Source organism: Eggerthella sp. BIOML-A1 (assembly GCF_009875595.1).
Classification (GTDB): Bacteria; Actinomycetota; Coriobacteriia; order Coriobacteriales; family Eggerthellaceae; genus Eggerthella; species Eggerthella lenta.
Genome location: NZ_WWRZ01000004.1, coordinates 366,681 through 389,279, shown reverse-complemented (window position 1 = coordinate 389,279; position 22,599 = coordinate 366,681). Strand labels below are relative to the sequence as shown.

Sequence of the window (22,599 nt, the reverse complement as noted above, 5' to 3'; positions counted from 1 at the left end):
GGATCGGAGGATCTATGAACGGCAACGTCAGCAAGGTCATCGCGGCGACGGCGGCAGCGTCTCTGGCGTGCGAAGTGCCGCTTCCGGCATTGGTGGACGAGGTGGTGGTGGCGAGTCCGCGCGATCTCGGAACCGATGCGTTCGCCGAGGAGCTCGGGAGGGTTTTAGGGCGCGAGGTCGCGACCGACCCCGCCGACCTATTCCCGGTGATCACGCACGAGGCGTACCTGCCCGAAACCCACGACCCCGAAGCGCCGCAATCCCCTCGCCGCCCGCAAAGGGAATACCCCCGCTAGCAACGTTTGCTAGCGCCTGCGGCCGAAGCCGCTTGCGCCGTTGCGGCGCAGGGAGCGCGAGAACGCCGCGCTGCCCACCGTCGCCTTGGGTACGAACTGGCTTGCGAGCGCCTTCTCCGCCTCCGTCGCGTCGTAGCCGTCGATGTCCAGCGTGGGGATGCGCTCGCCCAGCAGCTTCTCGATATCGAGCAGTTGCGCCTTCGCCTCGGGGCTGACGAACGAGATGGCGTAGCCGGTCTCGCCGGCGCGGCCTGTGCGGCCGATGCGGTGCACGTAGTCCTCGGGGCTCTCGGGCAGATCGTAATTCACCACGTACTCGATGTTCGACACGTCGATTCCGCGGGCCAGCACGTCGGTGGCAACGAGGACGTCGATGGCACCTTTGCTGAAGCCCTCGAGCGCCCGCTTGCGCTGCACCTGCGTCTTATCGGAATGGATGGAGTCCGCGCGGAAGCCTGCACGCTTCAGCTGGCCGGTGCATATCTCGGCGCGCGTCTTCGTGTCGGTGAACACGATGACGCGCTTGCTGCCGCGCTGCTGGAGCACGAGGCGCAGCAGCTCGGGCTTCTTCATCGGGCCGACGGGGATCATGAACTGGTCGATGGTGTCGGCGGTCTCGCCTTTGTGGGACACCTCGACGAACGCGGGATCCTTCAAGATGGAGGACACGCTCTGCATGACCTTGCGGTCGAGCGTTGCCGAGAACAGCAGCGTCTGGCGCGAAGAGGGCGTGGCGGCCACGACCTTCTTCATGGTAGGCCAGAAACCCATGTCCAGCATGCGGTCGGCCTCGTCCAGCACGAGCACCTCCACGTCGCGCAGCTTGACGACGCCGCGTTCCATGAGGTCGTACAGCCTGCCGGGCGTGGCCACGAGGACGTCGATGCCGCGGTCGAGCTTCGCGATCTGCCCCTTGTACTTCGTGCCGCCCATCACGGTGAGCATGCGGCGGTTCGACGCTTTCGCCAGCTGCGTGCAAGCGGCGTCGATTTGCTGGGCCAGCTCGCGCGTGGGGCTCACGACGAGCGCCCGCGGCGATCCCGGGCGCTTGGCGCGGCCGATGCGCTCGAACAGGGGCAGCGCGAACGCGGCCGTCTTGCCGGTGCCGGTGGTCGCGGCGGCCACGACATCGCGACCTTCGAGGACCAACGGGATCGCTTGCTCCTGCACGGGGGTGGGGGCGGTGAAGCCCATCCGCTCGACGGCGGAAAGGGTCGTCTCGGACAGGCCGAGGTCTTGAAACGTCGAACTCAAAGCGTATCTCCAAGCATCATTGCGGGATTCGCGCGACGCGCCGCGCCGGCGGCTCGCATCGCGTGCGGCGCGGATGTGGGTGCGCACCGATCACCTGCGTCTATGATAGCCTATCATGCGCGTTTGCGGGAGGTTCCGCGCGAATACCCCGTAACCCGAGGCATTGCCGACGCGACGGGCAGGGGGGGGAGTGCGCCTGGGCTTGCTAGTTTTCGAGGGGATGCGGGTTTTTCTCGCTCATGCACGCTTTTGTCAACCAAAATAGCCTCAAATGCCAAGAAATGGTTGACAAAAGCGTGCATGAACAGGCCTTCGCCGTGTTGTCCGCAGGCATCGAGCGGGATGGAGCATCGTGCAACAGGGAACCTTTTCGCAGCGTTTGCCGGCGGGAAAGGGCCCTGGCTACCTCGGCTCGCGGGCGGTTGCCGCAGTGCGAGCGGCCTCGGCGGCGCTTTCGACGCTGCGACGCGCGGTCATGCGCACGAGCGCCAGCGCCAACGCGGCGGCGGCCAGGGCGAACAGCGCGCCCGCAGGGCCGGTGGCCAGAAGCCCGCCCGCGTTCACCACGAGCCCGCCCGCGAACGAACCCAGCGCGATGCCCGCGTTGAACGACATGGGATGCAGCGACGCCGAGAACGTGAGCGCGCTGGGGTAGTCGGCGCGCGCGATGTCCTGGAACAGCATCTGCACGGTGGAGTTCATCACGTACATGAGCAGCCCCACCGCGAGGATGTTCGCGATGCTGACGACGCCCGCGGGCAGGCTTACGGCCAGCAGGGCCAAAAGCGCCGCGTGCGCGGCGAAGGCGACGGGCAGCGCGCGCAGCCCGAAGCGGCCGGCCACCCAGCCCGATAGCAGGTTCGAGCCCACGCATGCGGCGCCGAACAGCAGCAGCACGAGGCTCGTGCCCGCGGCGTCGAGTCCGACGACGTCGGCGAGGATGGGGGCGAGGTAGGTGTAGAACACGTAGGTGGACGCCGCGCCGGCGAGGATCATGGCGATGTTGGTCAGCACGCGGCCGTCGGCGAGCAGGCGCAGCTGCGAGCGGAGGGTGGGAGCTGCGCCTTCCGCGTGCGCGGGGGTGCGGGGGAGCGTCGGCAGCAGGACGGCGCTCACCGCCAAGCCCAGCGCGAACACGCACGCGTAGGCGGCCTTCCAGTCGAACAGGTCGGCCAGCGCCGCTCCGATGGGCACGCCGACGACGCTCGACACCGAGAAGCCCGCCAGCACGAGCCCCAGCACGGCGGCCACGCGCTTCGGCTCGACGATGTCTGGCACGTAGGTGAGCGCGAGGGCCAGAAGCGTGCCGGACGTGACGGCGGGCAGCACGCGCGAGACGAGCAGCAGCGCATAGCCGTCGGCGAACAGGGTGAGCAGGTTTCCGGCGTTGAACACCACCAGCAGCGCCGCCATCACCTTGAAGCGGTCGGCGCGCGCCGTGGCGAGCGCTACGATGGGCGTGGCGACGGCGCAGGCCAGCGCGTAGTAGCCCACGAGATCGCCGATGAGCGTGAGCGGCTCGCCCAGCCCTTCGGCCACGTCGGGCGTGATGCCTATCAGCACGAACTCGGCGAACCCGAGCGCGAACGCGAGGGTCGTCAGCAACGCGGTTGCGAACGCGTTGCGCTTGCGGCTTGTGCGGTTTTCGGTGTCCATGGCAGCCTCCAGCAAAGGTAGTGCGAACAGTGCTTGTTTTCCTCCTCTACCGTACCGCCGAGATAGGCGAATAGCCAATGCTTATAATGAAAGCATCTTCATGCCTGAAAAGCATGGGGAAGCTGAGGCCGCTGCGGAACCTTTGGCATGCGGGTGCTTTCTGGCCTTGACGCAAGAGAGCCCGACTTGAAAAAGGTTCGTCAAGCGTTAGTCGATCGCGGGCCGCTTTTCTTGCTGCTTGTCCTCCCATATCGTTATATAAGTAATAAAGTCATGGACAAAAACATGCGCGAATCTGCACTTTTAATGAGTCGTGTAAATCCGGATGCACTCTCTACCAGGCGTTTTTGTAACCAAGACCTTTTGAAGCCCGCAAAACTCTGTAAAAAACTACCGAATACTAGCCCTTTTTGTCCATGATGATTTTAATCATATATAAATGCCATGACGGTCCGGGGGTGTGCGAGGTGTGCGAGAGGCGTCAAGGGGACGGGATATAGCATGTGGGGAGGGGCCGCATGCGTCGTATCCACTGCCTTCCCTGACGCGTTGAAAGGAGCGCCGGGAAGGGGCGCTCCTTTCGCGTTGGGAAGAGGGTGCGAGGAAAAGAGCGGGCTATTCCTTGCGCAGCCATTCGTCGCCGCCGTCCGAGCATTCGCCGCCCGGCCGGTAGCTGGCGATCTTGGCGTCGAGACGCTTCGCGGTGGCCTGCATCTCCTCGAGCTTCGCGACCAGTTTCGCGCGCTGCTCTTCCAGAATCTCAAGGCGGGCGGCGGCGGTGTGCTCGCCTTCCTGGAACAGCGCCACGTACTCCACGAGCGCCTCGATCTGTACGCCCGATTCGCGCATGCAGCGGATGAACTCCACCCAGCCGCAGTCGTATTCGGTGAAGTCGCGGATGCCGTTGGGCAGCCGGGTGACGTGGGGGACGAGCCCGATGCGCTCGTAGTAGCGAATGGTGTCGACCGAGATTCCGTAGCGTTTCGCGACTTCGGCGATTTGCATAGCACGCCTCCTAGCAGGTCGTGGGGAAGTCCGTTCATCCTGCTGTCAACATACCGCGCTGCTCAACCGATAGCAATGCTTATATTGAAAGGTTCACCATGCTTGGGAGGCATGAAGAACCTCAAGCAGCCCTTGAGTTGGCCGGCGGCCGTGCGCCGTCTAAACCCCGCATCCCATGAGGCGTGCGCGGTTGACTTCGTGCAGGCGCTTCTCGATGGCGCCCGGCGCATCGACTCCCGTGGCGGTCACCACGCCCACGAGGCGTGCCTGCTCGAAGCAGTCGACCCAGCCTTGCAGTCCCTTCGTCGCCCCGTCGAACGCATGGGCGTCCTCGTCGGCCGCCGTGGCCAACAGGTACACGTCGCGAAACGCAGGATCGGCGGCATAGGCCGGGTTGCTGCGGTCGAGCAGGGTCTTCATCTGACCGGCCATCTCGAAGAAGTAGATGGGCGTGGCGAACGCGATGGCGTCGGCCGCGACGATGCGCTCCACGATGGCGGCCGCATCGTCTTTCAGCGGGCATGCGGCGCCGGCTTGGCAAGCCAAACACCCGCGGCAAAACTCGATGCGCTTGCCGCGTAGGCTGACCGTTTCCACGTCGTGGCCCGCCTCGCGCGCCCCTTCGGCGAACGCGAGCGCGAGGGCGTGCGAGTTGCTGGTCGGGCGCAGGCTGGCCGATACCACCAGGACGCTCTTTCCCATGGGGTTTCCTCTCGTCGTATGCGATGCGTCGATCGTCTTGTCGCGTTCCAGTGTGCCCCTTGGAGCAGGCTCCAAGTCAAATGGAGGTTTCATGGCGACGCGAGGAGGGGGTGGGAGCGAAGAAGGCGGGAAACGCCGATACGGTTGCGTACGGTCTACGAGATGCCTGCGTCGTCTTCCGCATGCCTCGCGCATACGCGTTCCATGGCGTCGAGGAAGGCCCGCGTCTGCTTGTTGGGCATGGAGGACCGCCAGACGAGGCCCTGGTGAGCCTCGAAGCGCGGGGCGAAGGGAACGAAGCGAAGGTCGCTGCTCTCGCTCGCGTCGAACAGGCCCTCGTAGGTGAGCATGCAGCCCATGCCCTGGCGCACGAGGTAGCGGCCGTTCAGAGGCAGGTTGAACGTGGCGACCACGTCCATCCGATCCAGCGCGTCGCCCGCCCAGTCGCGCAGCGTTCCCGCAAGCGCCTGGCGCGAGGCGATGATGCCTTGTCCCGCCAGGTCGGCAGGCGAGATGCCCTCGAGCCGCCCCACGGCGCTGTCGCGCAGCGCAAGCGCGCCCCATACGTCGGTCACCGGCAGGTGCATGGCGTTCATCTTGGCGTGCTCGCGCATCTCGCATTCCAACATCACGTCGTAGAACCCGCGCACCAGCCCGTCTTTCAGCTCCGCGGTGGTGCCGCTGTGGATGGCGAAATCGACGGCGGGGTAGGTGCGCCGCACCTCGTCCATGGCCTGCGCGATGAGCGTCATCGCCTGGGATTCGCCCGCTCCGATGTGGACGGTGCCGCCGATCGATCGCTCGGAGGGCAGCATGTCCTCCTCGGCCTTGCGCGCCAGCTCCACGATGGACTCCGCGTAGCGGCACAGGATGGATCCTTGATCGGTCAGCTCGATGCCCTTGGGGCCGCGCGTGTACAGCTCGCGCCCGAACTCCTTCTCGAGCGACGACAGCTGGCGCGAGAGCGTCGGCTGGGTGATGTGCAGGGCTTTCGCCGCGTTCGAGATGTTGCCCTCGCGCGCGACGGCCAGGAAGTACTCCAAGGTCCTCAGTTCCACGACGCCCTCCTGTCGCTCGTTCAACAAAGCTATACAAAACCGGTATGAAGAACAATTCATTATAGGCATTTTTCATAGCGCCTCGCCGGTTTTAGTATCGGCAGCAGAGAGAAACCGTGCAACTCAAGGAGAAAGGGGAGCATATGTCCCTGCTCGACAAAAGCCTGAAGCGACGTGATTTCCTGAAGGGGACGGCGGCGGCCGCAGCGGCGACGGCGGCGTTCGGGCTGTCCGGCTGCTCGACGGGCACCGCGCAGGATGCCGGATCGGACGTCGCGCACGTCGTGGCGTCCGATACCAGTATCCTAGCTGATGCGGGCGAGTGGATGCCCATTCACTGCCACCAGAACTGCAACCAGATGTGCCTGAACATGGGCTACGTGGTGGACGGCGTGGTCGTCCGCCAGAAGACCGACGACGCCCGCGAGGACAGCTTCGACTGCCCGCAGCAGCGCGGCTGCCTGCGCGGGCGGTCCCTGCGCCAGCAGGTGTACAACGCCGACCGCATCAAGTACCCCATGAAGCGCAAGAGCTGGCAGCCGGGCGGCGGCGAAAACGCCCACGGCGAGCTGCGCGGCAAGGACGAGTGGGAGCGCATCGGCTGGGACGAGGCGCTCGATTTGGTGGTAGGCGAACTCAAGCGCGTCTACGCCGAGTACGGCCAGGACGCCGTCATCTGCAACGGCTGGCGCTGGGCGCCCGGCTCGGCCATGTTCCCCGTCATCGGCGGCGCGGTGTACAACACCGAGACCGAGTCGTTCGGCTGCTGGGCCTTCCAGACCGAGGCGCTGGGCCTGTACTCCTGGGGCGATCACCCCGATATCATGATGGGCCCCGACAAGTACGACCTGCCGAACGCCGACACCATCGTGCTGTACGGCTGCAACCCCGCCTGGGCGCAGCACTCCAGCATGTACTGGCTGAACAACGCCAAGGAATCCGGCACCGGGTTCGTGTACGTGGGCCCCAGCTACAACGTGACCGCCGCGCAGCTGGGCGCGCGCTGGATCCGCGTGCGGCCGGGCACCGATACGGCGTTTTTGCTGGCCGTGATCTACGAGATGATCCGCCTGGACGAGGAGCGCGGCGACGTCATCGACTGGGACTTCGTGAACGAGCGCACGGTGGGCTTCACGCCCGAGACCATGCCGGAGGACGCGGCGACTGACGAGAACTACCGCGACTACATCCTGGGCGCCTACGACGGCACGCCGAAAACCCCGGAATGGGCGAGCGAGATCTGCGGCACGCCGGTGGAGGACATCACGTGGTACGCCGAACTGGCCGCCAAGGACAACAAGGTGATCTTCTTCCATAGCTACGCGGCCTCCCGCTACCTGGGCGCCGAGAATCTGCCGCAGGCGTTCATGACCGTGTCGGCGCTGGGCGGCCATTACGGCAAGTCGGGTCACGGCTCGGCCGCCATCTACACGTGGGACGCCGGCGATTCGGGCTACCGCCTCATCCAGCATGCGGGCGGCGAGTACGCCTACATCGACAACCTGGTGGGCTCGCCGGGAGCGACCGGCCCCAACCGCTGTATCGAAGGCAACTCGTGGTGGAGCTCGTTGGCAGAGGGGAAGTACCTGTCCTCGTCCGAGGGCCCTTACGACCTAGGATCGGGCGACGACCCCGCCAAGCTGCGCGCGAACACGCCCACCTATCACGCGGCGCGCGAGATGCCGGTCAACCCGCGCCTCATGTTCGCTACCAACTCGAACTTTATGCAGACGCGCGGCAACCTGCCCACCGCCATCAAGGTGATGCGCGCCGCCGACACCTGCATCTCGCTGGAGATCAAGTACTCGCTGACCGCCTCCTTCGCCGACATCATCCTGCCGGTGGCCACCCACTGGGAAGGCAACGACGACGAGGAGTGGGGCGAGCTCTGCTGGCCGAGCCCCTTCGGCGACGGCAACGGGCAGAAGCAGCGCAAGGACGCGCTTGTTGCCTGGCGCCCGCTGGTGAAGCCGATGTACGAGGCGCGCGAGGAGAAACGCATTTGCCGCGACATCATCGAGCGCATGGGCTTCGACGCGGACGACGCCTACCCCAAGAGCAACTACGACCAGTGGCTGGGCTACTTCCTGGGGATGCGCGAGCTTTCCGAAGACCTCTCCCGCTGGGAGCCGGTGATCACCTGGACGGCCGATGACAACCGGAAGCACCACGCGAACTATCCGGAGCAGCACGGCAAGATATCGTTCGACCAGTTCATGGCTGACGGCTCGTACGTGGCGCGCCGCTCTCCCGACGACAGGCGCAACTACGTCGGCTACCGCGACGACAAGCTGGGCATCGGCGAGAACGGCGAGGTGGTCGTGGCAGACACCGCGTGGCCGCGCCCGTCGCGTTCGGGCAAGCTGGAGATATACTGCCAGTTCAAAGCCGACAACGTGAACCGCACGGGGCTCAACTCCGAGCCCATCAAGCCTTACGCGAACTACTTCGTGCCCAACCGCGGCTACCAGGACACGTTCGCCGACTGGGACGCCAAGGTGAAGGGCGCCTACCCGCTGCAAGCGTACACGCCGCACTACATGCGCCGCGCGCACACCTGCTACGACAACATGACGTGGACGCAGGAGGCGTTCAGGAACCCGGTGTTCATGAACGCGCAGGACGCCGAGGAGCGCGGCATAAAGGCGGGCGACACAGTGGTGTGCTACAACGACTTCGGCCGCATGCTGCGCATCGCCCAGCCGCTGCAGGGGATGATGCCGGGCACCGTCGGCATCCCGCACGGCGTGCGCTCGCTGTTCGACGAGAGCGACCCCGACAGCATCGTCGACCGCGGCGGGTCGGAGCAGATGCTGTCCGACGGGCAGCAGTCGAACTACTTCCCCCAGGTGGACGGGTACAACAGCCTGCTCATCGAGATCGAGAAGTACGACGGCGAGGCGCTGGTGGAAGACTGCGACCGCGGCCCGTTCCTGGCTGCCGGCATCGACGCCGAAGGAACGCCCGCCTACGTCGCCGAAGGCATGTACGAAGGCAAGGAGGCTTAAACCATGAGCTTGGGATTCTACGTTGACGTGCAGCGCTGCATCGGCTGCCGAACCTGCCAGGTGGCGTGCAAGGACCGCCACAACCTGCAAGCGGCGGGCCCTCGCACCCGGCGCGTGGGAAGCTTCGAATGCGGGACGTACCCGGAGGTGGGCATGTTCCATCTGACGGTGTCGTGCAACCACTGCGACGATCCGGCCTGCGTTGCGGGGTGTCCCACCGGCGCCATGTTCAAGTCCGACGACGGCACGGTTCAGCATATCGACGACCGCTGCGTCGTATGCCGCAACTGCATGATCACGTGCCCCTACGGCGCGCCGCAGTTCGACGAGGACGAGAACATGATCGTGAAATGCGACGCCTGCAAGGCGCTGCGCGAGGACGGCCGCAACCCGGTGTGTGCAGACGCGTGCCCCATGCGCGCCATCGAGTTCGGCGACGTGGACGAGCTGCGAGCGAAGCACGGCGACGCCGTGAGCGAGCTGCCGGTGCTGCCGTCGGCGGCGACCACGCGGCCGAACCTGCTGCTGCACGCGTCGCCCGAGGCGCAGCGCAGCGACTTCAACGAGGTCGTGCTGTGAGCGCGCCGACCGACCCGACGGGCGAGTCCGTCGCGCTCGAGGCCCTGCTGCTCGCCCGCGCGCGCTTGTACGCGCTGTTCCACAAGCTGTTCGGCGCGGCTCCGGACGCGGCGGTGCTCGAGGCCCTGCTGGGCGGGGCGACGGCCGACGCGGTGGACGAGTACGCGGAGGACGACGAGACCATGCGCGGCTTCGGGCGCTTCCTGTCCGATTTGGCCGCTGCGGAGGGGCGCGCCACCCTGCTGGAGGCGGCGCGCGACGAGCACGTGCGCGTGCTGGTAGGCCCCGGTGCGCTGCCGGCGCTACCGTGGGAGGCGCCGCACCGCTCGGGCGAGCCGACCGTGTTCCAGGAGGGCACCCTGGCCGTGCGCGCCGCGTATCGGGCGCGCGGCGTGCAGCCTCGGAAGTTGCAGCGCGTGCCCGACGACCACGTGGCGCTCGAATGCGCGTTCATGGCGCGCGAGGCGCGGTTCTCGCTCGCGCAGCTGATCGCGGGCGACGTGCGCGAGCTGGCGGCCGGGCTGCGCGCGCAGCAGTCCTTCGTCGTCGAGCATATGACAGCGTGGCTGGGAGAGTACGCGAAGGGCCTGCGCCGCTCTGCGACGGCGGTGCTCTACCCGCAAGCGGCCGAGGCGCTGGCCGCGTTCGTCGCCCTTGATGCGACGTTCTTGGCCGAGTCGGCGCTGTGGACCGAGGAGGTTTCGGCGTCGGGCGAAAAGTTCGAAGCGCTGGGAGCGGTCGCCGGATCGCCCGAGGCGCAGGCGTTCGCCGCCGTCGAGGAGGCTCTGGCGGCGCTCGAGCAGACGCGTCCCTTCGGCATCGAGGACTACGAGCTGGCGGCATGCGAGGGCTGAAGCCCTGGCAGGAAGAGTCGGCGCGGCGGGTCGTTCGCCGCGCCTGGATCCAAGTGAGGACGGATGATGACGATGATCTCTGAGTTTCCCTTGTTCTTGTTCACGACGCTGGGCGGGCTGGCGGCCGGTGCGTACGTGGCGGCGGCGATATTTCCGGATGTTGATCGCAAGCCGAAGCGGCCGTGGCTGTTCCCGCTCGTATGCCTCGCGCTCTTGGGCGTCGGGCTGCTGGGCGTGCTCGGGCACCTCGGGCGCCCCGAGCGCTTCCTGCTGGCGATGAGCAACCCTTCGTCGATGATCGCCGAGGAGGCGTACTGGTCCATCGCATTCGGGGCGCTGATGCTGGTCGATTTCGTTTTGCTGCTGCGCCGAGGCGCCAGCCCGCGCGCTGTGCGCGTCGTGGCCGCCGTGGCAGCGGGCGCCCTCATGTGTATCATGGGATGGGTGTACTTCACGAGCTACGGCAACCCCGCCTGGGCTGCGTGGCAGACGCTGCCGCTGTTCGTGCTGGGCGATCTTGCCATGGGCTCCGCGCTGTGGGCTCTGATGCGCGAGGGCGCGTACCGCTCGGACGCGTTCGCCGCGGCCTTCGCCGCGCTCGGCGCGCTGGTCGTGGCGTCGATCGCGCTGACAGCCGCGCACTTCGCGGGGCTCGGCCACGACGCGCTGCCGTTCGCGGCCGCCGTCGTGCTGGCGGCGGCGGGCGCGGCCTTCGGCCTGCTGGCTTGGAAGGGCAGGCTGCCCGGCGCGGTTGCCCCCGTGCTCGCCTTCGTCTGCGCCTTCGCCGGCGTTGCTGTAGCCCGCTACGCGTTCTATGCCGCGAGCGTTTTGTAGGGAGGCGACGGCCTGAAAGGGGATGGTTCCCTTTCAGGCCGCTTTACGAAGCGTTTTCGATCGGCAGGATCGGCACGACATCAGAGAAACGTTGACGAAGGGAGCTGCGATGGAGGAGGCGCGTATGGATAGGCGCACGTTCGTCATGGGTGCGGCCGCGATAGGCGCGGCGGCGTTGACGGGCGGGATGCTGGGCGGATGCGCGGGCGGGGAAGGCGCGGAGCCGGCGGTAGGGTCAGCGCCCGTCGAGCCCTCGCCGATGCTCGAACCTGCCCCCGCCTCCTCCTCCGAGCCGCAGCCGTACGACTCCGTATTCCCGCCGCACGAGCCTTGTGGCCGCGGCGTGGGCGCAAGGCCGGGGCGCGTGGCCTGGGTGCGCGACGCGGCGGCCGTGACCTGGGACGGGTCGGGCTACTGGTGGCAGCGCGAGCATTTCGACGAGGACGCGGTCCGGCGCATGGTGGACGACGGCGTGGCTGCGGCGGCGGGCGCGGACGATGCGGCGGCCGGATGGCGCGTGCTGTTCGAGGCGCACAACGCGCGCGCCGGGCGCGCGGGCGGCTATCGGGCGGGCCAGCGGATCGCCGTCAAGGCGAACATGAACGGCGCGGGCACGTTCGGCGCGGACGAGGACAGCGCCATGAGCTATACGACGCCGGTTCTTTTGCGTGCGCTGCTGCTGTCGCTCGTGGAGGACGCGGGCGTAGCGGCGGGCGACATCGCGGTGTACGACGCGTGCCGCATCTTCCCGGCGCATATGATGGAGCTCTGCTCGGAGGGCGCGCTTGCCGGCGTGCGCTTCCGCTACTACGACGAGGGCGGCCCGAACGACGCCGCAGGCGACGAGAGCGCGCCCGTCGTCTGGTCGGCCGACGTGGCGGGCGCGGCGAACGTGGTGCCCGCCTGCGTGTCGGAGGCCGACTACCTGATCAACCTCGCAAGCCTCAAGGGGCACAGCTACGGCCTCACGCTGTGCGGGAAGAACCACTTCGGCTCGCTGGTCAACTCCAGCCGCCTGCGACCGCCCGAGGCCGCCGGCATCCACCGCTACGTGTCCGGCCAGGCCATGGGCATGTACACCGTGCTCGTCGACCTGTTCGCCAACCGTCTGCTGGGCGGCAAGACGATGCTGTGGATGCTGGACGGCTTGGTGCCGGCAACCTCGGAAGGCGCGTCGGTCACGCGCGAGGCGGCGCAGTGGGAGGGCGCGCCCTTCGACGGCGGGTTCGCGGCCAGCATCTTCCTGTCGCAGGATCCGGTGGCCATCGACTCGGTGGGCGCCGACTTCCTCATCAACCAGCCGGCGGTCGTCAGCCGCAACGCCGCGCTCGAGGGCAACCTGGGCGTGGAGAACTACCTGCACGAAGCCGCGTTGGCATCTGCACCGCCGTCGGGAGCCGCGTACCGCGACGGCGCAGGGAACCCGGTGGAGAGCCTCGGCGTGCACGAGCACTGGAACAATTCCGTGGAGCGCCTGTACAGCCGCGACCGCGGCGAGTCGGAGGGCATCGAGCTCGTCCGCATTCTGCGTTGATCGCTCTGCACATGATTTCCATTTGACTTGGAATCAGCTCCAGGACGTAGACTCGAAGGACGGAAGCGAGAGGAGAGTCAGCATGAGACAAAGCGAATTGGACCGGCGCACCTTCGTCATGGGGTCGTTCGGCTTCGGCATGGCGGTGCTCGGCGGCGGCATGCTCGCCGGATGCGTTGCGGCAGAGGAGCAGGTTGAGGAAAACGAAGCGCCCGCGCCGGACGAGGAGGGCGGACCGGCCGAGTCCGTTGCGTCCGAGCCCGAGCCCGCGGCCCACGGCGGGCGGGCGCTCGTGGCGGTGTTCTCGTACTCGGGCAACACGTTTTCCGTCGCCGAGCGCATCGCGGAGGCGACGGGTGCCGACCTGTTCCGCATCGAGACGACCGACGCCTATCCCGACGATTACGATGCCATGACTTCCCAGGTGCGGCGCGAACAAGACGAGGGCTACCTGCCGCCGATCGCGGCCGCGGTGCCGGATTGGGATGCCTACGATGCGGTCTACCTGGGCAATCCCATCTGGTGGGGGCGGTTGCCGCATGTGATGCGCTCGTTTCTGCTGCAGCACGACCTGGCGGGCAAGGCGGTCGCGCCGTTCTGCACGAGCGGCGGCAGCGGCATCGACGGCGCCTTGGCCGATATCCGCGATCTGTGTCCCGGTGCGAACCTGCTGGACGGCCTGACCGTCGAAAGGAGCGCCCTTCCCGATGCGCTCGATCAGGTGGCGCCCTGGATCGAGGGCTTGGGGCTTGCGTAAGGGAGCTTCGGCTGAACGGTGGCCGGTTCGGGCCGTCTGCCGGGCAGCCCGTGCAAGAAGGCAAGAAGGAAAGCAAGAGGATAGGAAAGAGGCAACACTATGAACGACTTCATCTTCCACAACCCTGCCAAGGTGTACTTCGGAAAGAACCAGCTGGAGCACCTTCCTGAAGAGCTCGCGGCCTTCGGCACGAAGGTGCTGATGGTCTACGGTGGCGGCTCCATCAAGAAGAGCGGCCTGTACGACGAGGTGCGCGGCCTTCTGGAAGGCGCCGGCATGGAACTGTTCGAGCTGGCAGGCGTCGAGCCCAACCCGCGCCATACCACCGCGAACAGGGGCGCCGCCATCTGCAGGCAGAACGGCATCGACGTGGTCCTGGCCGTGGGCGGCGGGTCCGCCATCGACTGCGCGAAGGGCGTCGCCGCGGCGGCCAAGACCGCGGACGGCGACGTATGGCCCCTGGTCGCGGGCGGCGCATGGGTGACCGATGCCCTGCCCGTGGCGGTCGTGCTCACCAACGCTGCAACCGGTTCCGAGATGGATGCTTGGAGCGTCATCTCGAACATGGACGTCAACCAGAAGATCGGCCTGGGCGGAAGCGCGCTGATCCCCCGCGTGGCCTTCGAGAACCCCGAGCACAGCTACACCCTGCCGGCGTACCAAACCGCGTGCGGCGCGTTCGACATCTTCAACCACGTGCTGGACAATTACTACCTTGCCGGCGATGCCACCTTCGACCTGGTCCTGGAGATGCAGGAGGCCGTCATGCGCACGGTGGTGAAGTGGACCCCGGTGGCGTTGGAGGAGCCTCAGAACTACGAGGCGCGTGCGAACCTGATGTGGGCATCGTCCATGGCGCTCAACACGGTGCTCGATGCGGGGACGGTGCACGGGTGTGCGTGCCATATGATGGAGCACGAGCTGTCCGCCTACTACGACATCACGCACGGTCATGGCCTGGCCATCCTTGCCCCGCGCTGGCTCGAGTACATCTTGGACGACGGGACCGCGTCCGCCATCTATCGTCTGGGCATTGCGGTGTTCGGGGTGGAAGAGGGTCTTTCGCCTGAAGAAGGCGCTCGCAGGGCGATCGAGCGCGTGAGCTCCTTCGCCTCCGAGACGCTGGGGCTTGAGGGAACCCTGACCGAGCTCGGCATCGACGAGGCGCATTTCCAGGATATGGCGCGCCACGCTTGCGGCGGCGGTCGGATCCCGGGCCTGCGCAGCCTGGGCGCGGAAGACGTGGAGCGCATCTACCGCATGTGCCTTTAGGGGCGACTCGCGTCCCACGTGGGGAAGTCCCCATGCGGGGCGCGAAGGAGGCCGGCTCCAGGGGGCGCGCGGGAAAAAGGGCAAGTTCGCGTCGATATGCGAGCTTTTCCGCGTCTCGAGTCGGCCGAGCTGCTCGTCTCGATCAAGAAACCCCAGGTCGAACGATTGTCCCTCCTGTTTATCCGCAAATGAGGATAGCAATATCGACGGGAACTTACCAGGATTTCGCGATAGCGTTCGGGGTGGGATCGGCGCGCGACGACGCTGCTCCGAGACACATCCGTGCGAGGGCGTTCGTGCGCGGCAGCCTATCTTGTGGAGGGCCTGCTGCAAAACGAGCGGGCTCTCTTGGCGAGGCGCGGGTTGGCGTCGTAGCTTCGTCATGAGGCGCCGAGCCGACGTTGGCGATCAGGTAAAAAAAGAACCCGATGCGTCATGCACCGGGTTCTTTACCTGCAGGAAAGGGCGATCCCTCGTCTGATCCTACAGCGTCTCGAAGTTCCAGGAGCTCATGTACTTGATCTGCTCCTCGGTGAGCGTGTCGATCTCGATGCCCAGCGTTTCCAGCTTCACGCGCGCCACGTGCGTATCGATGGCGGCGGGCACGTCGTACACCTTGTTCTCCAGCTCGCCGGCGTGGAGGTACAGGTACTCGGCGGCCAGCGCCTGGTTCGCGAAGCTCATGTCCATCACGGACGCGGGGTGACCCTCGGCGCACGACAGGTTCACGAGGCGGCCCTGCGCCAGCACGATCACCGTGCGGCCGTCCGGCAGCGTGTACTCTTCCACCAGCGGCTTGATCTCCTCTTTCTTCGTGGCGTGGTCTTCCAGCCACTCAAGGTTGATCTCGGAGTCGAAGTGGCCGGAGTTGCACACGATGGCGCCGTCCTTCATGTTCTCGAACGCCGGGCCGTCCACCACCTTGCAGTTGCCGGTCACGGTCACCCACACGTCGGCGAAGCGCGCCGCCTCGGCCGCGGGCATCACCTCGTAGCCCTCCATGTGCGCCTCGAGCGCCTTGAGCGGGTCGACCTCGCACACGATGACGCGCATGCCCATGCCCTTCGCGCGCAGGGCCAGGCCGCTGCCGCAGTAGCCGTAGCCCGAGATCACGATGGTGCGGCCGCACAGGAGGCGGTTCGTGGCGCGCACGATGCCGTCGAGCGTGGACTGGCCCGTGCCGTAGTGGTTGTCGAAGCAGTGCTTCGTGTTCGCGTCGTTGATGTTGAACACGGGGTAGGCGAGCGTCCCCTCGGCGGCCATGGACATGAGGCGCACGACGCCCGTCGTGGTCTCCTCGGTGCCGCCCACCACGTGCGCCAGCTTGTCGGTGAACTTGGTGTGCAGCGCGGTGTCGAGGTCGGCGCCGTCGTCCATGACGATCTGCGGGTCGCAGGCGATGACGGCCTCGATGTGGCGGTTGTAGGTGTCGGCGTCCTCGCCGGCGATGGCGAACACGTCGATGCCGAAGTCGCGCACGAGAGAGGCGGCCGTGTCGTCCTGGGTGGACAGCGGGTTGGAGGCGCACAGCGTCACCTTCGCGCCGGAGGCCGAGAGCGCGCGCATGAGGTTCGCCGTCTCGGTGGTCACGTGCATGCAGGCGCCGATGCGCACGCCGTCCAAGGGCTTCTCGCGCTCGAAGCGCTCGCGGATGGACGCCAGCACGGGCATGTCGCGGTCCGCCCACAGGATGCGGGCGAGGCCCTCGTCGGCCAGGGCGATGTCTTTGATATCGTGGTTCAAGGGTATGCCTCCATTGACATATAAGGGAACGTGCGATTCTCGATCTCTCAGATTATCATAGCCGAACCGACCTAGTTATGAAGTTCGTATGCAGAACCTTTGTGAATACCGGTGATTTATGACCTCGAATTCGGAAGAAACGGTAACGAACGGACTCGTTGTTGCCCCGAACGGCTGCTCACCCGCTATAATCTGTCCAGCTTGGAACGCGTTACAGCCAGAGCGCCGCAGCGGCGAACAGGCGGCGTTCCGCACAACCCTCAGACGAAACCGAACAACACCAGGGGGGCGGAGCGCGACCCGCAGGACGGGTGCGCGATGGCACGGCCGCAAGGAGCGTTCGCGGCCCGACAAAGGAGCAAAGGTGCTGGACCAGTTTTTTTCGCAGATCTCGTTCGTTGACATATTCAACTTCTGCGTGTTTCTCACGTTCACGATCTGCTACACGTATCAGCTCTACTACGTGTTCGTGGTGCTGACGCGCAAGCCCAAGGAGCTCACGGCGAAGAAGAACCACAAGTTCGCCGCGGTCATCTCGGCTCGCAACGAGAGCGCCGTCATCGGCGACCTCATCCACTCCATCAAGGTGCAGAACTATCCGTCCGAGCTCATCGACGTGTTCGTTATCGCCGACAACTGCACGGACGACACCGCGCGCGTGGCCCGCGAGGCAGGCGCCATCGTCTTTCCCCGCAGCAACGACAAGGAAGTTGGCAAGGGCTACGCGCTCGACTACGGCTTCCAGTGCATTCGCGAGCGCTACGCCGACAAGGGCTACGAGGCGTACTTCGTGTTCGACGCCGACAACGTGCTGGATGTGAACTACTTCCGCGAGATGAACAAGACCTTCGACAACGGAGCGAAGGCCTCGACCAGCTATCGAAACTCCAAGAACTACGACTCCAACTGGATATCCGCGGGCTACGCCGTGTGGTTCCTGCGCGAGGCGAAGTTCCTGAACCAGGCGCGTCTCACGCTGAACACCAGTTGCGCCGTGTCGGGCACGGGCTTCTTCATAGCCGCCGACATCATCGAGAAGAACGGCGGTTGGAAGTGGCACCTGCTCACCGAGGACATCGAGTTCTCTGCGAACAGCATTCTCGAGGGCACGCGCATCAGCTACACGCCCACGGCCATCCTCTACGATGAGCAGCCCATCACGTTCCGCGACTCGTGGAACCAGCGCTTCCGCTGGGCGAAGGGCTTCTACCAGGTGTTCTGGCACTACGGTGCCCGCCTGGCGAAAGGCATCGCCGTGAACCCCAAGGGCGCGCGCTTCGCTTGCTACGACATGCTCATGACCATCGCGCCGGGCATGCTGCTTACCATCGTGTCGGTGCTGTTCAACGCCATCATCGTGTTCCTCAGCCTCACCGGAGCCATGTCCACGGGCATCATGGTTGCCTCCTCGCTGTCGTCCATCCTGTTCTGCCTGCTGAACTACTTCATCTTCATGTTCATGTTCGGCGTGCTGACCACGTTCGTGGAATGGGACTCCATCCGCTCCACCACGGGCAAGAAGGTTCTGTACATGTTCACGTTCCCCGTGTTCATGATGACCTATATCCCCATCGCGCTGGTCGCGCTCGTGAAGAAGTGCAACTGGAAGCCCATCAAGCACAGCATCTCGGTGGACGTGGCCGAGCTTTCCGACGCGGCAAGCGCCGCGCCCCAAAAGCAGCGTGAGCGCACCATGTAGCACGCGGTGTCAAGTCGATATGCGAAAGCGGCGGGCCTCCGGGCCCGTCGCTTTTTTGCGCCCGGTTGGCGCACGTCTGCATCCTCGCCCGAAAAACACGCCTCGATGCATGAGGCGTGTTTTTCGGGCGAGGATGGCTTCCGACGGCGCCGATGTGCTTGCGAGTCGGGGGGGGGTTACCACACGCGGGCGAAGGTGAGGCAGCGGACGGTGGCGGCTCCGGCGACGCGGACGGCGTCGGTCGCGGCGAACAGCGTGGCGCCGGTGGTGTACACGTCGTCGACCAGGATGACCGAGGGGAAGGCGCTTGCGCCGGGCAGCGGGATGAAGCGGCCTTCCATATTCGCCAATCTGTCGCGGCGCGCGAGGGCGCGCTGGTCGCGGCTGCGGGGGCGGGCGAGCACGGGCGCGACGGCGAGGCCCAGGCGGTCGGCCAGCGCCTGAGCCAGCTCCTCGCCGTGGTCGAAGCCGCGCCGTCTGCGGGCGGCGGCGGTGGCGGGCACCGGCACGATGCAGGGATGGTCGGCGAGCCAGGAGGGCGGCGCCATCGGCGCCATGAGCGTCGCCATGGCGCCTGCCAATCGCCGCTCGCCGGCATCTTTCCAAGTGCGCACGATGCGGGCGGCGGCATCGTCGAAGGCGACGGCGCTCGCGCAGGCGTCGAAGGGCGGCTCGTCGCGTCCGGCAACGCTCATCAGCACGTCGTTGCACTCGCTGCACTGCACGCGGCCGAACGGCGCGCCGCAGCGCGGGCAGGCGCGCCACCAGTCGATATGGCTCAGGTTGAGGCTGCAAGGCGCGCACAGCACCTCGCCCGGGGTGTCGCATACGGCGCAGCGCGTGGGCCACAGCGTCTCGGCGATGGCCTCGGCGGCTCCGCGCCCGTAGAGGCCCACCGTCCTCAGCAGACGCTCGCGGCGGGGAACGCGCGGGCATGCGCCTGCTTCCCGTGCGGTCGGGCGTGCGGGGGCGAGGGCGAGGGTTGTGCGGGCGATCGTCATCCTACGAGGATAGCACGGAGCCTTCCACGCGCCGCACACGGCGCTCTCATGTCCGGCACCCGCCGTTCTCGCGCGGATTCCACGCCGATCCAGCGTCGTTTCCACGCGCTTTCCCCTCGTTTCTCGCGCGCTTCTCGCATGTGCGCCGCAGGCCTGGCCGGCGTCGCGAAAGCATGCGCGCTTCACAGGGCCTTGCAGGCCTTTCGACGCGCGGAGCCTCGAAGGAGCGGCGTCCCCTCATCGTGTCCGGCGTTCGGACGGCGTGCCCGCCTGGAGCCTTTTCGGCGGCGTCCGCGCGTTTCTCGCGGATTGTGCGGCTCGGCTTTCAGGTGTTTTCATGATCTGGTACACTGAGTGACGCTTCTTTCGAGTCTGTAGTTGCGGGTTTTTCAACCTCAGTCCACGGCAGATGCGGTCGAAAGGACCCACGTAAGCCGCGCGGTCTCCGCGCGACGATCATGGCGTATCCTAGAGGTAAGCCGCACCGCCTGAGTATCGCGACATCCGGTTGCGACGGGCGAGAGGGCAAGGCGCAAGCTGAGTTCCAGTGCGCGAGTGTGGGGGCAAAGACTAGGTCAGTCGAAAGAGGCAGCATGAACATCAAGCTAGATGGAGGCTCACCGGTTATGAAGCGTTATAAAACGCTCGCGTCCTGCTGCATGGCGGTCGCGTGCATGGCGGCCCTGCTCGTCGTTCTGACGGGCTGCTCATCGCAGCAGAGCTACACTCCCCCCGAGAAGACGCCCACGCTGTCCTCGCCGACCATCGGCAAGGACGGTACGCTGCGCGTCGGTGTGAACACCGACAACCAGCCCCTGGCGGGACAGCCTTCCTCCTCGTCCAAAATCGTCGGCATCGACGTGGACGTGGCGGCGGCGCTGGCTGACAGCTTCGGGCTGAAGCTTGAGGTCGTCAACGTGGGATCGGATGCCGAATCGGCCCTCAAAGAGGGAACGGTCGACATCGTCATGGGCATCGACAAGTCCGACAGCAGCACCTCGTTCTGGAAGTCTGACGCGTACCTGCCTACGGCCGTGGCGTTGTTCTCCGCGCCGTCCAACACGCAGGTTCCCACGAACGTCGTCGAGACGAAGATCGCCGCGCAGGTGTCGTCGAAGAGCGCTTGGGCGGTGACGAACGAATTCGACAAGGCAACCTTCTCCACGACCGACGACCTCAAGAGCGCGTTCGCCGAGCTGGCCTCGGGCCAGGTGCAGTACGTGGCGGCCGATGCCATCATCGGGACGTACGCGGCGCACAGCGCGGGCGACGACGTGCATATCGTGGCGCTCATGCAGCAGGCGGGCGGCTACGGCGTGGGCGTGTCGGATGCGAACACCGATCTCAAGCAAGCGGTCTCCGAAGCCCTCGCCACGCTGACCGGCAACGGCACCATCGGCGTCATCGAGACGAAGTGGCTGGGTACCGCGCTCGACCTTTCGTCCACGCCGCTGACTGCCGGCGCCACCAAGTCCACGGACGCGGGCGCGACCGTTGCTTCGAAGGAGCCGAAAGACGAGAGCGAAGGCGAGAACGCTGACGGGGACGCTGCTCCTGCCGACGAAGGCACGGGTGCCGGCGACGAGGTGAACGCGGGCGAGAACGCCGTGCAGCCTGGAGACGTCGCTGCTTAGAGCCGAGATCCTCCCGAACGTTCGAAAGCCCTGGAACGCCGACATCGTGCGTCCGGGGCTTTCTTTATGACGGGGAAGGAGAAGCGCTTGACTTGGAGTGCGCTCCAAGTGGTTCAATGGTCGACGATCGGTATCATGACGGAGGTTGAACATGGAGCAACGACAACTGCGCGAGCTGCTCGAGCGCGTCGCGGCGGGCGAGACCGCCGTCGACGAGGCCGAGCAGGCGCTGCGCATCGCCCCGTTCACGGAGCTGGGCTACGCGACGGTGGACAACCATCGCGGCATGCGCCAGGGCGTGTCGGAGGTGGTGTACGGTGCGGGCAAGACGGCCGAGCAGATAGCGGGCGTGTGCCGCGCGCTCGTGGAGAACGGGCAGGAGCGCGTGCTGGTCACCCGGCTCGACGCCGAGAAGGCCGCCGCGGTCGAACGTGCCCTGGAAGGCGCGTGCCCTCTCGCGTTCGCTTACCGCCAAGGACCGCGTCTCGGCATCCTGGGCGAGGCGCCCGAGCCCGACGGCAACGGGCCTATCGTGATAGCCGCCGCCGGCACGAGCGACCTTCCGGTGGCGGAGGAAGCCGCCGTGACGGCCGAGATGCTGGGCAACGAAGCGGTGCGCCTGTACGACGTGGGCGTGGCCGGCATCCATCGCTTGCTGGCGCATGCCGACGACATCGCGCGGGCCAGCGTCGTGGTGGCGGTGGCGGGCATGGAGGGCGCGCTGGCCAGCGTGGTGGGCGGTCTCGCGTCGTGCCCGGTGATCGCCGTGCCCACGAGCGTGGGCTACGGCGCCAGCTTCGGCGGCGTCGCGGCCCTGCTGGCCATGCTGAACTCGTGCGCCTCGGGCGTGTCCGTCGTCAACATCGACAACGGCTTCGGCGCGGGCTACCAGGCCCATATGATCAACCATGTGAAAGCGAGGACGGCATGACGACGTTGGTTTGGAACTTGGAAGAGAACGCCACGCGGCGGCACCTGCTGGCCGAGGCGTTGCTGCAACTGCCCGAAGAGCGGCGCGCGCAGGTGCTGGAGGCCGCCGAAGCGGCCGGCGTGCCCGACGGGCATCATCACGACCTGGGCGAGGTGAACGCCACCATCGATGCGCTCGATGCGAGCGAGCGGGCGAAGGACGACATGCGCGCCGTCTACCGCATCCTCGCCGAGGCCGAGGCGACGGCGCACGGCTGTGCGGTGGAGGAGACGCACTTCCACGAAGTGGGCAACGGCGAGGCGCTGCGCAACGTGCTCGCTATCTGCCTGGCCGTGGAGGCGCTCGACCCGGACGAGATCGCGGCCACCCGCGTGCAGACCGGCAGCGGCACCGTGCGATGCGCCCACGGCGAGCTGCCCATCCCCGCGCCGGCCACCGCCGCCATCATCGCCCGCGGCATCCCCACGTGCGATCGCAAGCTGGAAGGCGAGCGCTGTACCCCCACGAGCGCCGCCGTCATCCTCCACTTCGTGCAGCGCTACGACGCGTAGCAACCCGCTCCGCCGCTCCGCGTCGTAGCGCTTCGTCAGAGTGTTTCACGTGAAACACTCGTTCGAGCAAACAAATGTTTCACGTGAAACATCCGCGCGGCATTTGGAGGGAGAACAACGCCTCGCGGGTTGGCGCAGCAAGGCAGCGAGAAGGCCCCCGGCGTTCGGAGTTGTCCCGCTGCGCTGCCAAGCGTACTTCGGTACGCGCCGAGCGGCGCACAAGGGGCAAGG

19 protein-coding genes are annotated in these 22,599 nt (G+C 66.5%); 12 read left to right on the top strand and 7 right to left on the bottom strand.

Annotated elements, in window-relative coordinates; translation table 11 throughout:
- Nucleotides 1-14 precede the first annotated feature (14 nt).
- Nucleotides 15-296, top strand: coding sequence for a hypothetical protein (locus GT590_RS06980; RefSeq protein ID WP_009304683.1), 282 nt, complete (start codon nt 15-17; stop codon nt 294-296).
- A gap of 9 nt (nt 297-305) precedes the next feature.
- Here the strand turns inward: GT590_RS06980 and GT590_RS06975 are convergent, their stop codons facing one another.
- From GT590_RS06975 to GT590_RS06955, 5 genes are all read right to left on the bottom strand, one after another.
- Nucleotides 306-1,550: a DEAD/DEAH box helicase gene (locus GT590_RS06975; protein ID WP_157003536.1), complete on the bottom strand. Its 1,245-nt coding sequence runs from the start codon at nt 1,548-1,550 to the stop codon at nt 306-308.
- A 402-nt stretch (nt 1,551-1,952) separates the two neighbouring features.
- Nucleotides 1,953-3,206 (bottom strand): MFS transporter, encoded by a 1,254-nt coding sequence (locus GT590_RS06970; protein WP_009304681.1) that lies wholly within the window; start codon nt 3,204-3,206, stop codon nt 1,953-1,955.
- Nucleotides 3,207-3,821: 615 nt separating this feature from the next.
- Nucleotides 3,822-4,211, bottom strand: coding sequence for a MerR family transcriptional regulator (locus GT590_RS06965; RefSeq protein ID WP_009304680.1), 390 nt, complete (start codon nt 4,209-4,211; stop codon nt 3,822-3,824).
- Nucleotides 4,212-4,370: 159 nt separating this feature from the next.
- Complete coding sequence (locus tag GT590_RS06960; RefSeq protein WP_009304679.1) at nt 4,371-4,913, bottom strand: flavodoxin family protein; 543 nt, start codon at nt 4,911-4,913, stop codon at nt 4,371-4,373.
- A gap of 155 nt (nt 4,914-5,068) precedes the next feature.
- Complete coding sequence (locus GT590_RS06955; RefSeq protein ID WP_035576897.1) at nt 5,069-5,971, bottom strand: LysR family transcriptional regulator; 903 nt, start codon at nt 5,969-5,971, stop codon at nt 5,069-5,071.
- A gap of 143 nt (nt 5,972-6,114) precedes the next feature.
- On the opposite strand from GT590_RS06955, the gene GT590_RS06950 reads away from it, so the two are divergent.
- The 7 genes from GT590_RS06950 (at nt 6,115) to GT590_RS06920 (ending at nt 14,809) form a co-directional block, all read left to right on the top strand.
- On the top strand, nt 6,115-8,979 hold the full coding sequence (locus tag GT590_RS06950; RefSeq protein ID WP_009608341.1) for a molybdopterin-dependent oxidoreductase: 2,865 nt from the start codon (nt 6,115-6,117) through the stop codon (nt 8,977-8,979).
- 3 nt (nt 8,980-8,982) lie between these two features.
- Nucleotides 8,983-9,558, top strand: a complete 576-nt coding sequence (locus tag GT590_RS06945; RefSeq protein ID WP_009304676.1) for a 4Fe-4S dicluster domain-containing protein — start codon at nt 8,983-8,985, stop codon at nt 9,556-9,558.
- Nucleotides 9,555-10,412, top strand: a complete 858-nt coding sequence (locus GT590_RS06940) for a molecular chaperone (RefSeq protein ID WP_009608360.1) — start codon at nt 9,555-9,557, stop codon at nt 10,410-10,412. The genes GT590_RS06945 and GT590_RS06940 overlap by 4 nt, the downstream gene beginning before the upstream one ends.
- A 72-nt stretch (nt 10,413-10,484) precedes the next feature.
- Entirely contained in the window at nt 10,485-11,246 is a 762-nt protein-coding gene (locus tag GT590_RS06935) for a DmsC/YnfH family molybdoenzyme membrane anchor subunit (protein WP_227101223.1), read from the top strand.
- Between the two features lie 124 nt (nt 11,247-11,370).
- Complete coding sequence (locus GT590_RS06930) at nt 11,371-12,780, top strand: DUF362 domain-containing protein (RefSeq protein ID WP_227101221.1); 1,410 nt, start codon at nt 11,371-11,373, stop codon at nt 12,778-12,780.
- An 82-nt stretch (nt 12,781-12,862) separates the two neighbouring features.
- Complete coding sequence (locus GT590_RS06925; protein ID WP_009304673.1) at nt 12,863-13,537, top strand: flavodoxin; 675 nt, start codon at nt 12,863-12,865, stop codon at nt 13,535-13,537.
- A gap of 99 nt (nt 13,538-13,636) precedes the next feature.
- On the top strand, nt 13,637-14,809 hold the full coding sequence (locus GT590_RS06920; RefSeq protein ID WP_009304672.1) for an iron-containing alcohol dehydrogenase: 1,173 nt from the start codon (nt 13,637-13,639) through the stop codon (nt 14,807-14,809).
- Nucleotides 14,810-15,292: 483 nt separating this feature from the next.
- On the opposite strand, the gene ahcY is transcribed toward GT590_RS06920, so the two are convergent.
- Nucleotides 15,293-16,552, bottom strand: coding sequence for an adenosylhomocysteinase (gene ahcY / locus GT590_RS06915; RefSeq protein WP_009304671.1), 1,260 nt, complete (start codon nt 16,550-16,552; stop codon nt 15,293-15,295).
- Nucleotides 16,553-16,916: 364 nt separating this feature from the next.
- Between ahcY and GT590_RS06910 the strand changes: the two genes are divergently transcribed.
- A complete protein-coding gene (locus GT590_RS06910) occupies nt 16,917-18,251 on the top strand; it encodes a glycosyltransferase family 2 protein (protein WP_009304670.1) in 1,335 nt (444 codons plus the stop codon).
- Nucleotides 18,252-18,427: 176 nt separating this feature from the next.
- On the opposite strand, the gene GT590_RS06905 is transcribed toward GT590_RS06910, so the two are convergent.
- Nucleotides 18,428-19,357, bottom strand: a complete 930-nt coding sequence (locus GT590_RS06905; RefSeq protein ID WP_227101219.1) for a phosphoribosyltransferase family protein — start codon at nt 19,355-19,357, stop codon at nt 18,428-18,430.
- A 521-nt stretch (nt 19,358-19,878) separates the two neighbouring features.
- Between GT590_RS06905 and GT590_RS06900 the strand changes: the two genes are divergently transcribed.
- The 3 genes from GT590_RS06900 to larC all read left to right on the top strand — a co-directional run bounded on the left by GT590_RS06900 (nt 19,879) and on the right by larC (nt 22,368).
- Nucleotides 19,879-20,886 (top strand): ABC transporter substrate-binding protein, encoded by a 1,008-nt coding sequence (locus GT590_RS06900; RefSeq protein ID WP_015760471.1) that lies wholly within the window; start codon nt 19,879-19,881, stop codon nt 20,884-20,886.
- A 151-nt stretch (nt 20,887-21,037) separates the two neighbouring features.
- Complete coding sequence (gene larB, locus GT590_RS06895) at nt 21,038-21,817, top strand: nickel pincer cofactor biosynthesis protein LarB (protein ID WP_009304667.1); 780 nt, start codon at nt 21,038-21,040, stop codon at nt 21,815-21,817.
- Nucleotides 21,814-22,368 carry a nickel insertion protein gene (gene larC / locus GT590_RS06890; protein ID WP_009304666.1) on the top strand — a complete coding sequence of 185 codons (555 nt, stop codon included), beginning with the start codon at nt 21,814-21,816 and terminating at the stop codon, nt 22,366-22,368. The genes larB and larC overlap by 4 nt, the downstream gene beginning before the upstream one ends.
- Nucleotides 22,369-22,599: the final 231 nt, after the last annotated feature.

What these genes read in the sequence shown, in the direction of transcription:
- GT590_RS06900 (WP_015760471.1), top strand. Translation starts at nt 19,879, where the DNA reads ATGAAGCGTTATAAAACGCTCGCGTCCTGCTGCATGGCGGTCGCGTGC.
- GT590_RS06935 (WP_227101223.1), top strand. Translation starts at nt 10,485, where the DNA reads ATGATCTCTGAGTTTCCCTTGTTCTTGTTCACGACGCTGGGCGGGCTG.
- GT590_RS06925 (WP_009304673.1), top strand. Translation starts at nt 12,863, where the DNA reads ATGAGACAAAGCGAATTGGACCGGCGCACCTTCGTCATGGGGTCGTTC.
- GT590_RS06945 (WP_009304676.1), top strand. Translation starts at nt 8,983, where the DNA reads ATGAGCTTGGGATTCTACGTTGACGTGCAGCGCTGCATCGGCTGCCGA.
- GT590_RS06980 (WP_009304683.1), top strand. Translation starts at nt 15, where the DNA reads ATGAACGGCAACGTCAGCAAGGTCATCGCGGCGACGGCGGCAGCGTCT.
- GT590_RS06970 (WP_009304681.1), bottom strand. Translation starts at nt 3,206, where the DNA reads ATGGACACCGAAAACCGCACAAGCCGCAAGCGCAACGCGTTCGCAACC.
- GT590_RS06920 (WP_009304672.1), top strand. Translation starts at nt 13,637, where the DNA reads ATGAACGACTTCATCTTCCACAACCCTGCCAAGGTGTACTTCGGAAAG.
- larB (WP_009304667.1), top strand. Translation starts at nt 21,038, where the DNA reads ATGGAGCAACGACAACTGCGCGAGCTGCTCGAGCGCGTCGCGGCGGGC.
- larC (WP_009304666.1), top strand. Translation starts at nt 21,814, where the DNA reads ATGACGACGTTGGTTTGGAACTTGGAAGAGAACGCCACGCGGCGGCAC.
- GT590_RS06965 (WP_009304680.1), bottom strand. Translation starts at nt 4,211, where the DNA reads ATGCAAATCGCCGAAGTCGCGAAACGCTACGGAATCTCGGTCGACACC.
- GT590_RS06950 (WP_009608341.1), top strand. Translation starts at nt 6,115, where the DNA reads ATGTCCCTGCTCGACAAAAGCCTGAAGCGACGTGATTTCCTGAAGGGG.
- GT590_RS06930 (WP_227101221.1), top strand. Translation starts at nt 11,371, where the DNA reads ATGGATAGGCGCACGTTCGTCATGGGTGCGGCCGCGATAGGCGCGGCG.
- GT590_RS06960 (WP_009304679.1), bottom strand. Translation starts at nt 4,913, where the DNA reads ATGGGAAAGAGCGTCCTGGTGGTATCGGCCAGCCTGCGCCCGACCAGC.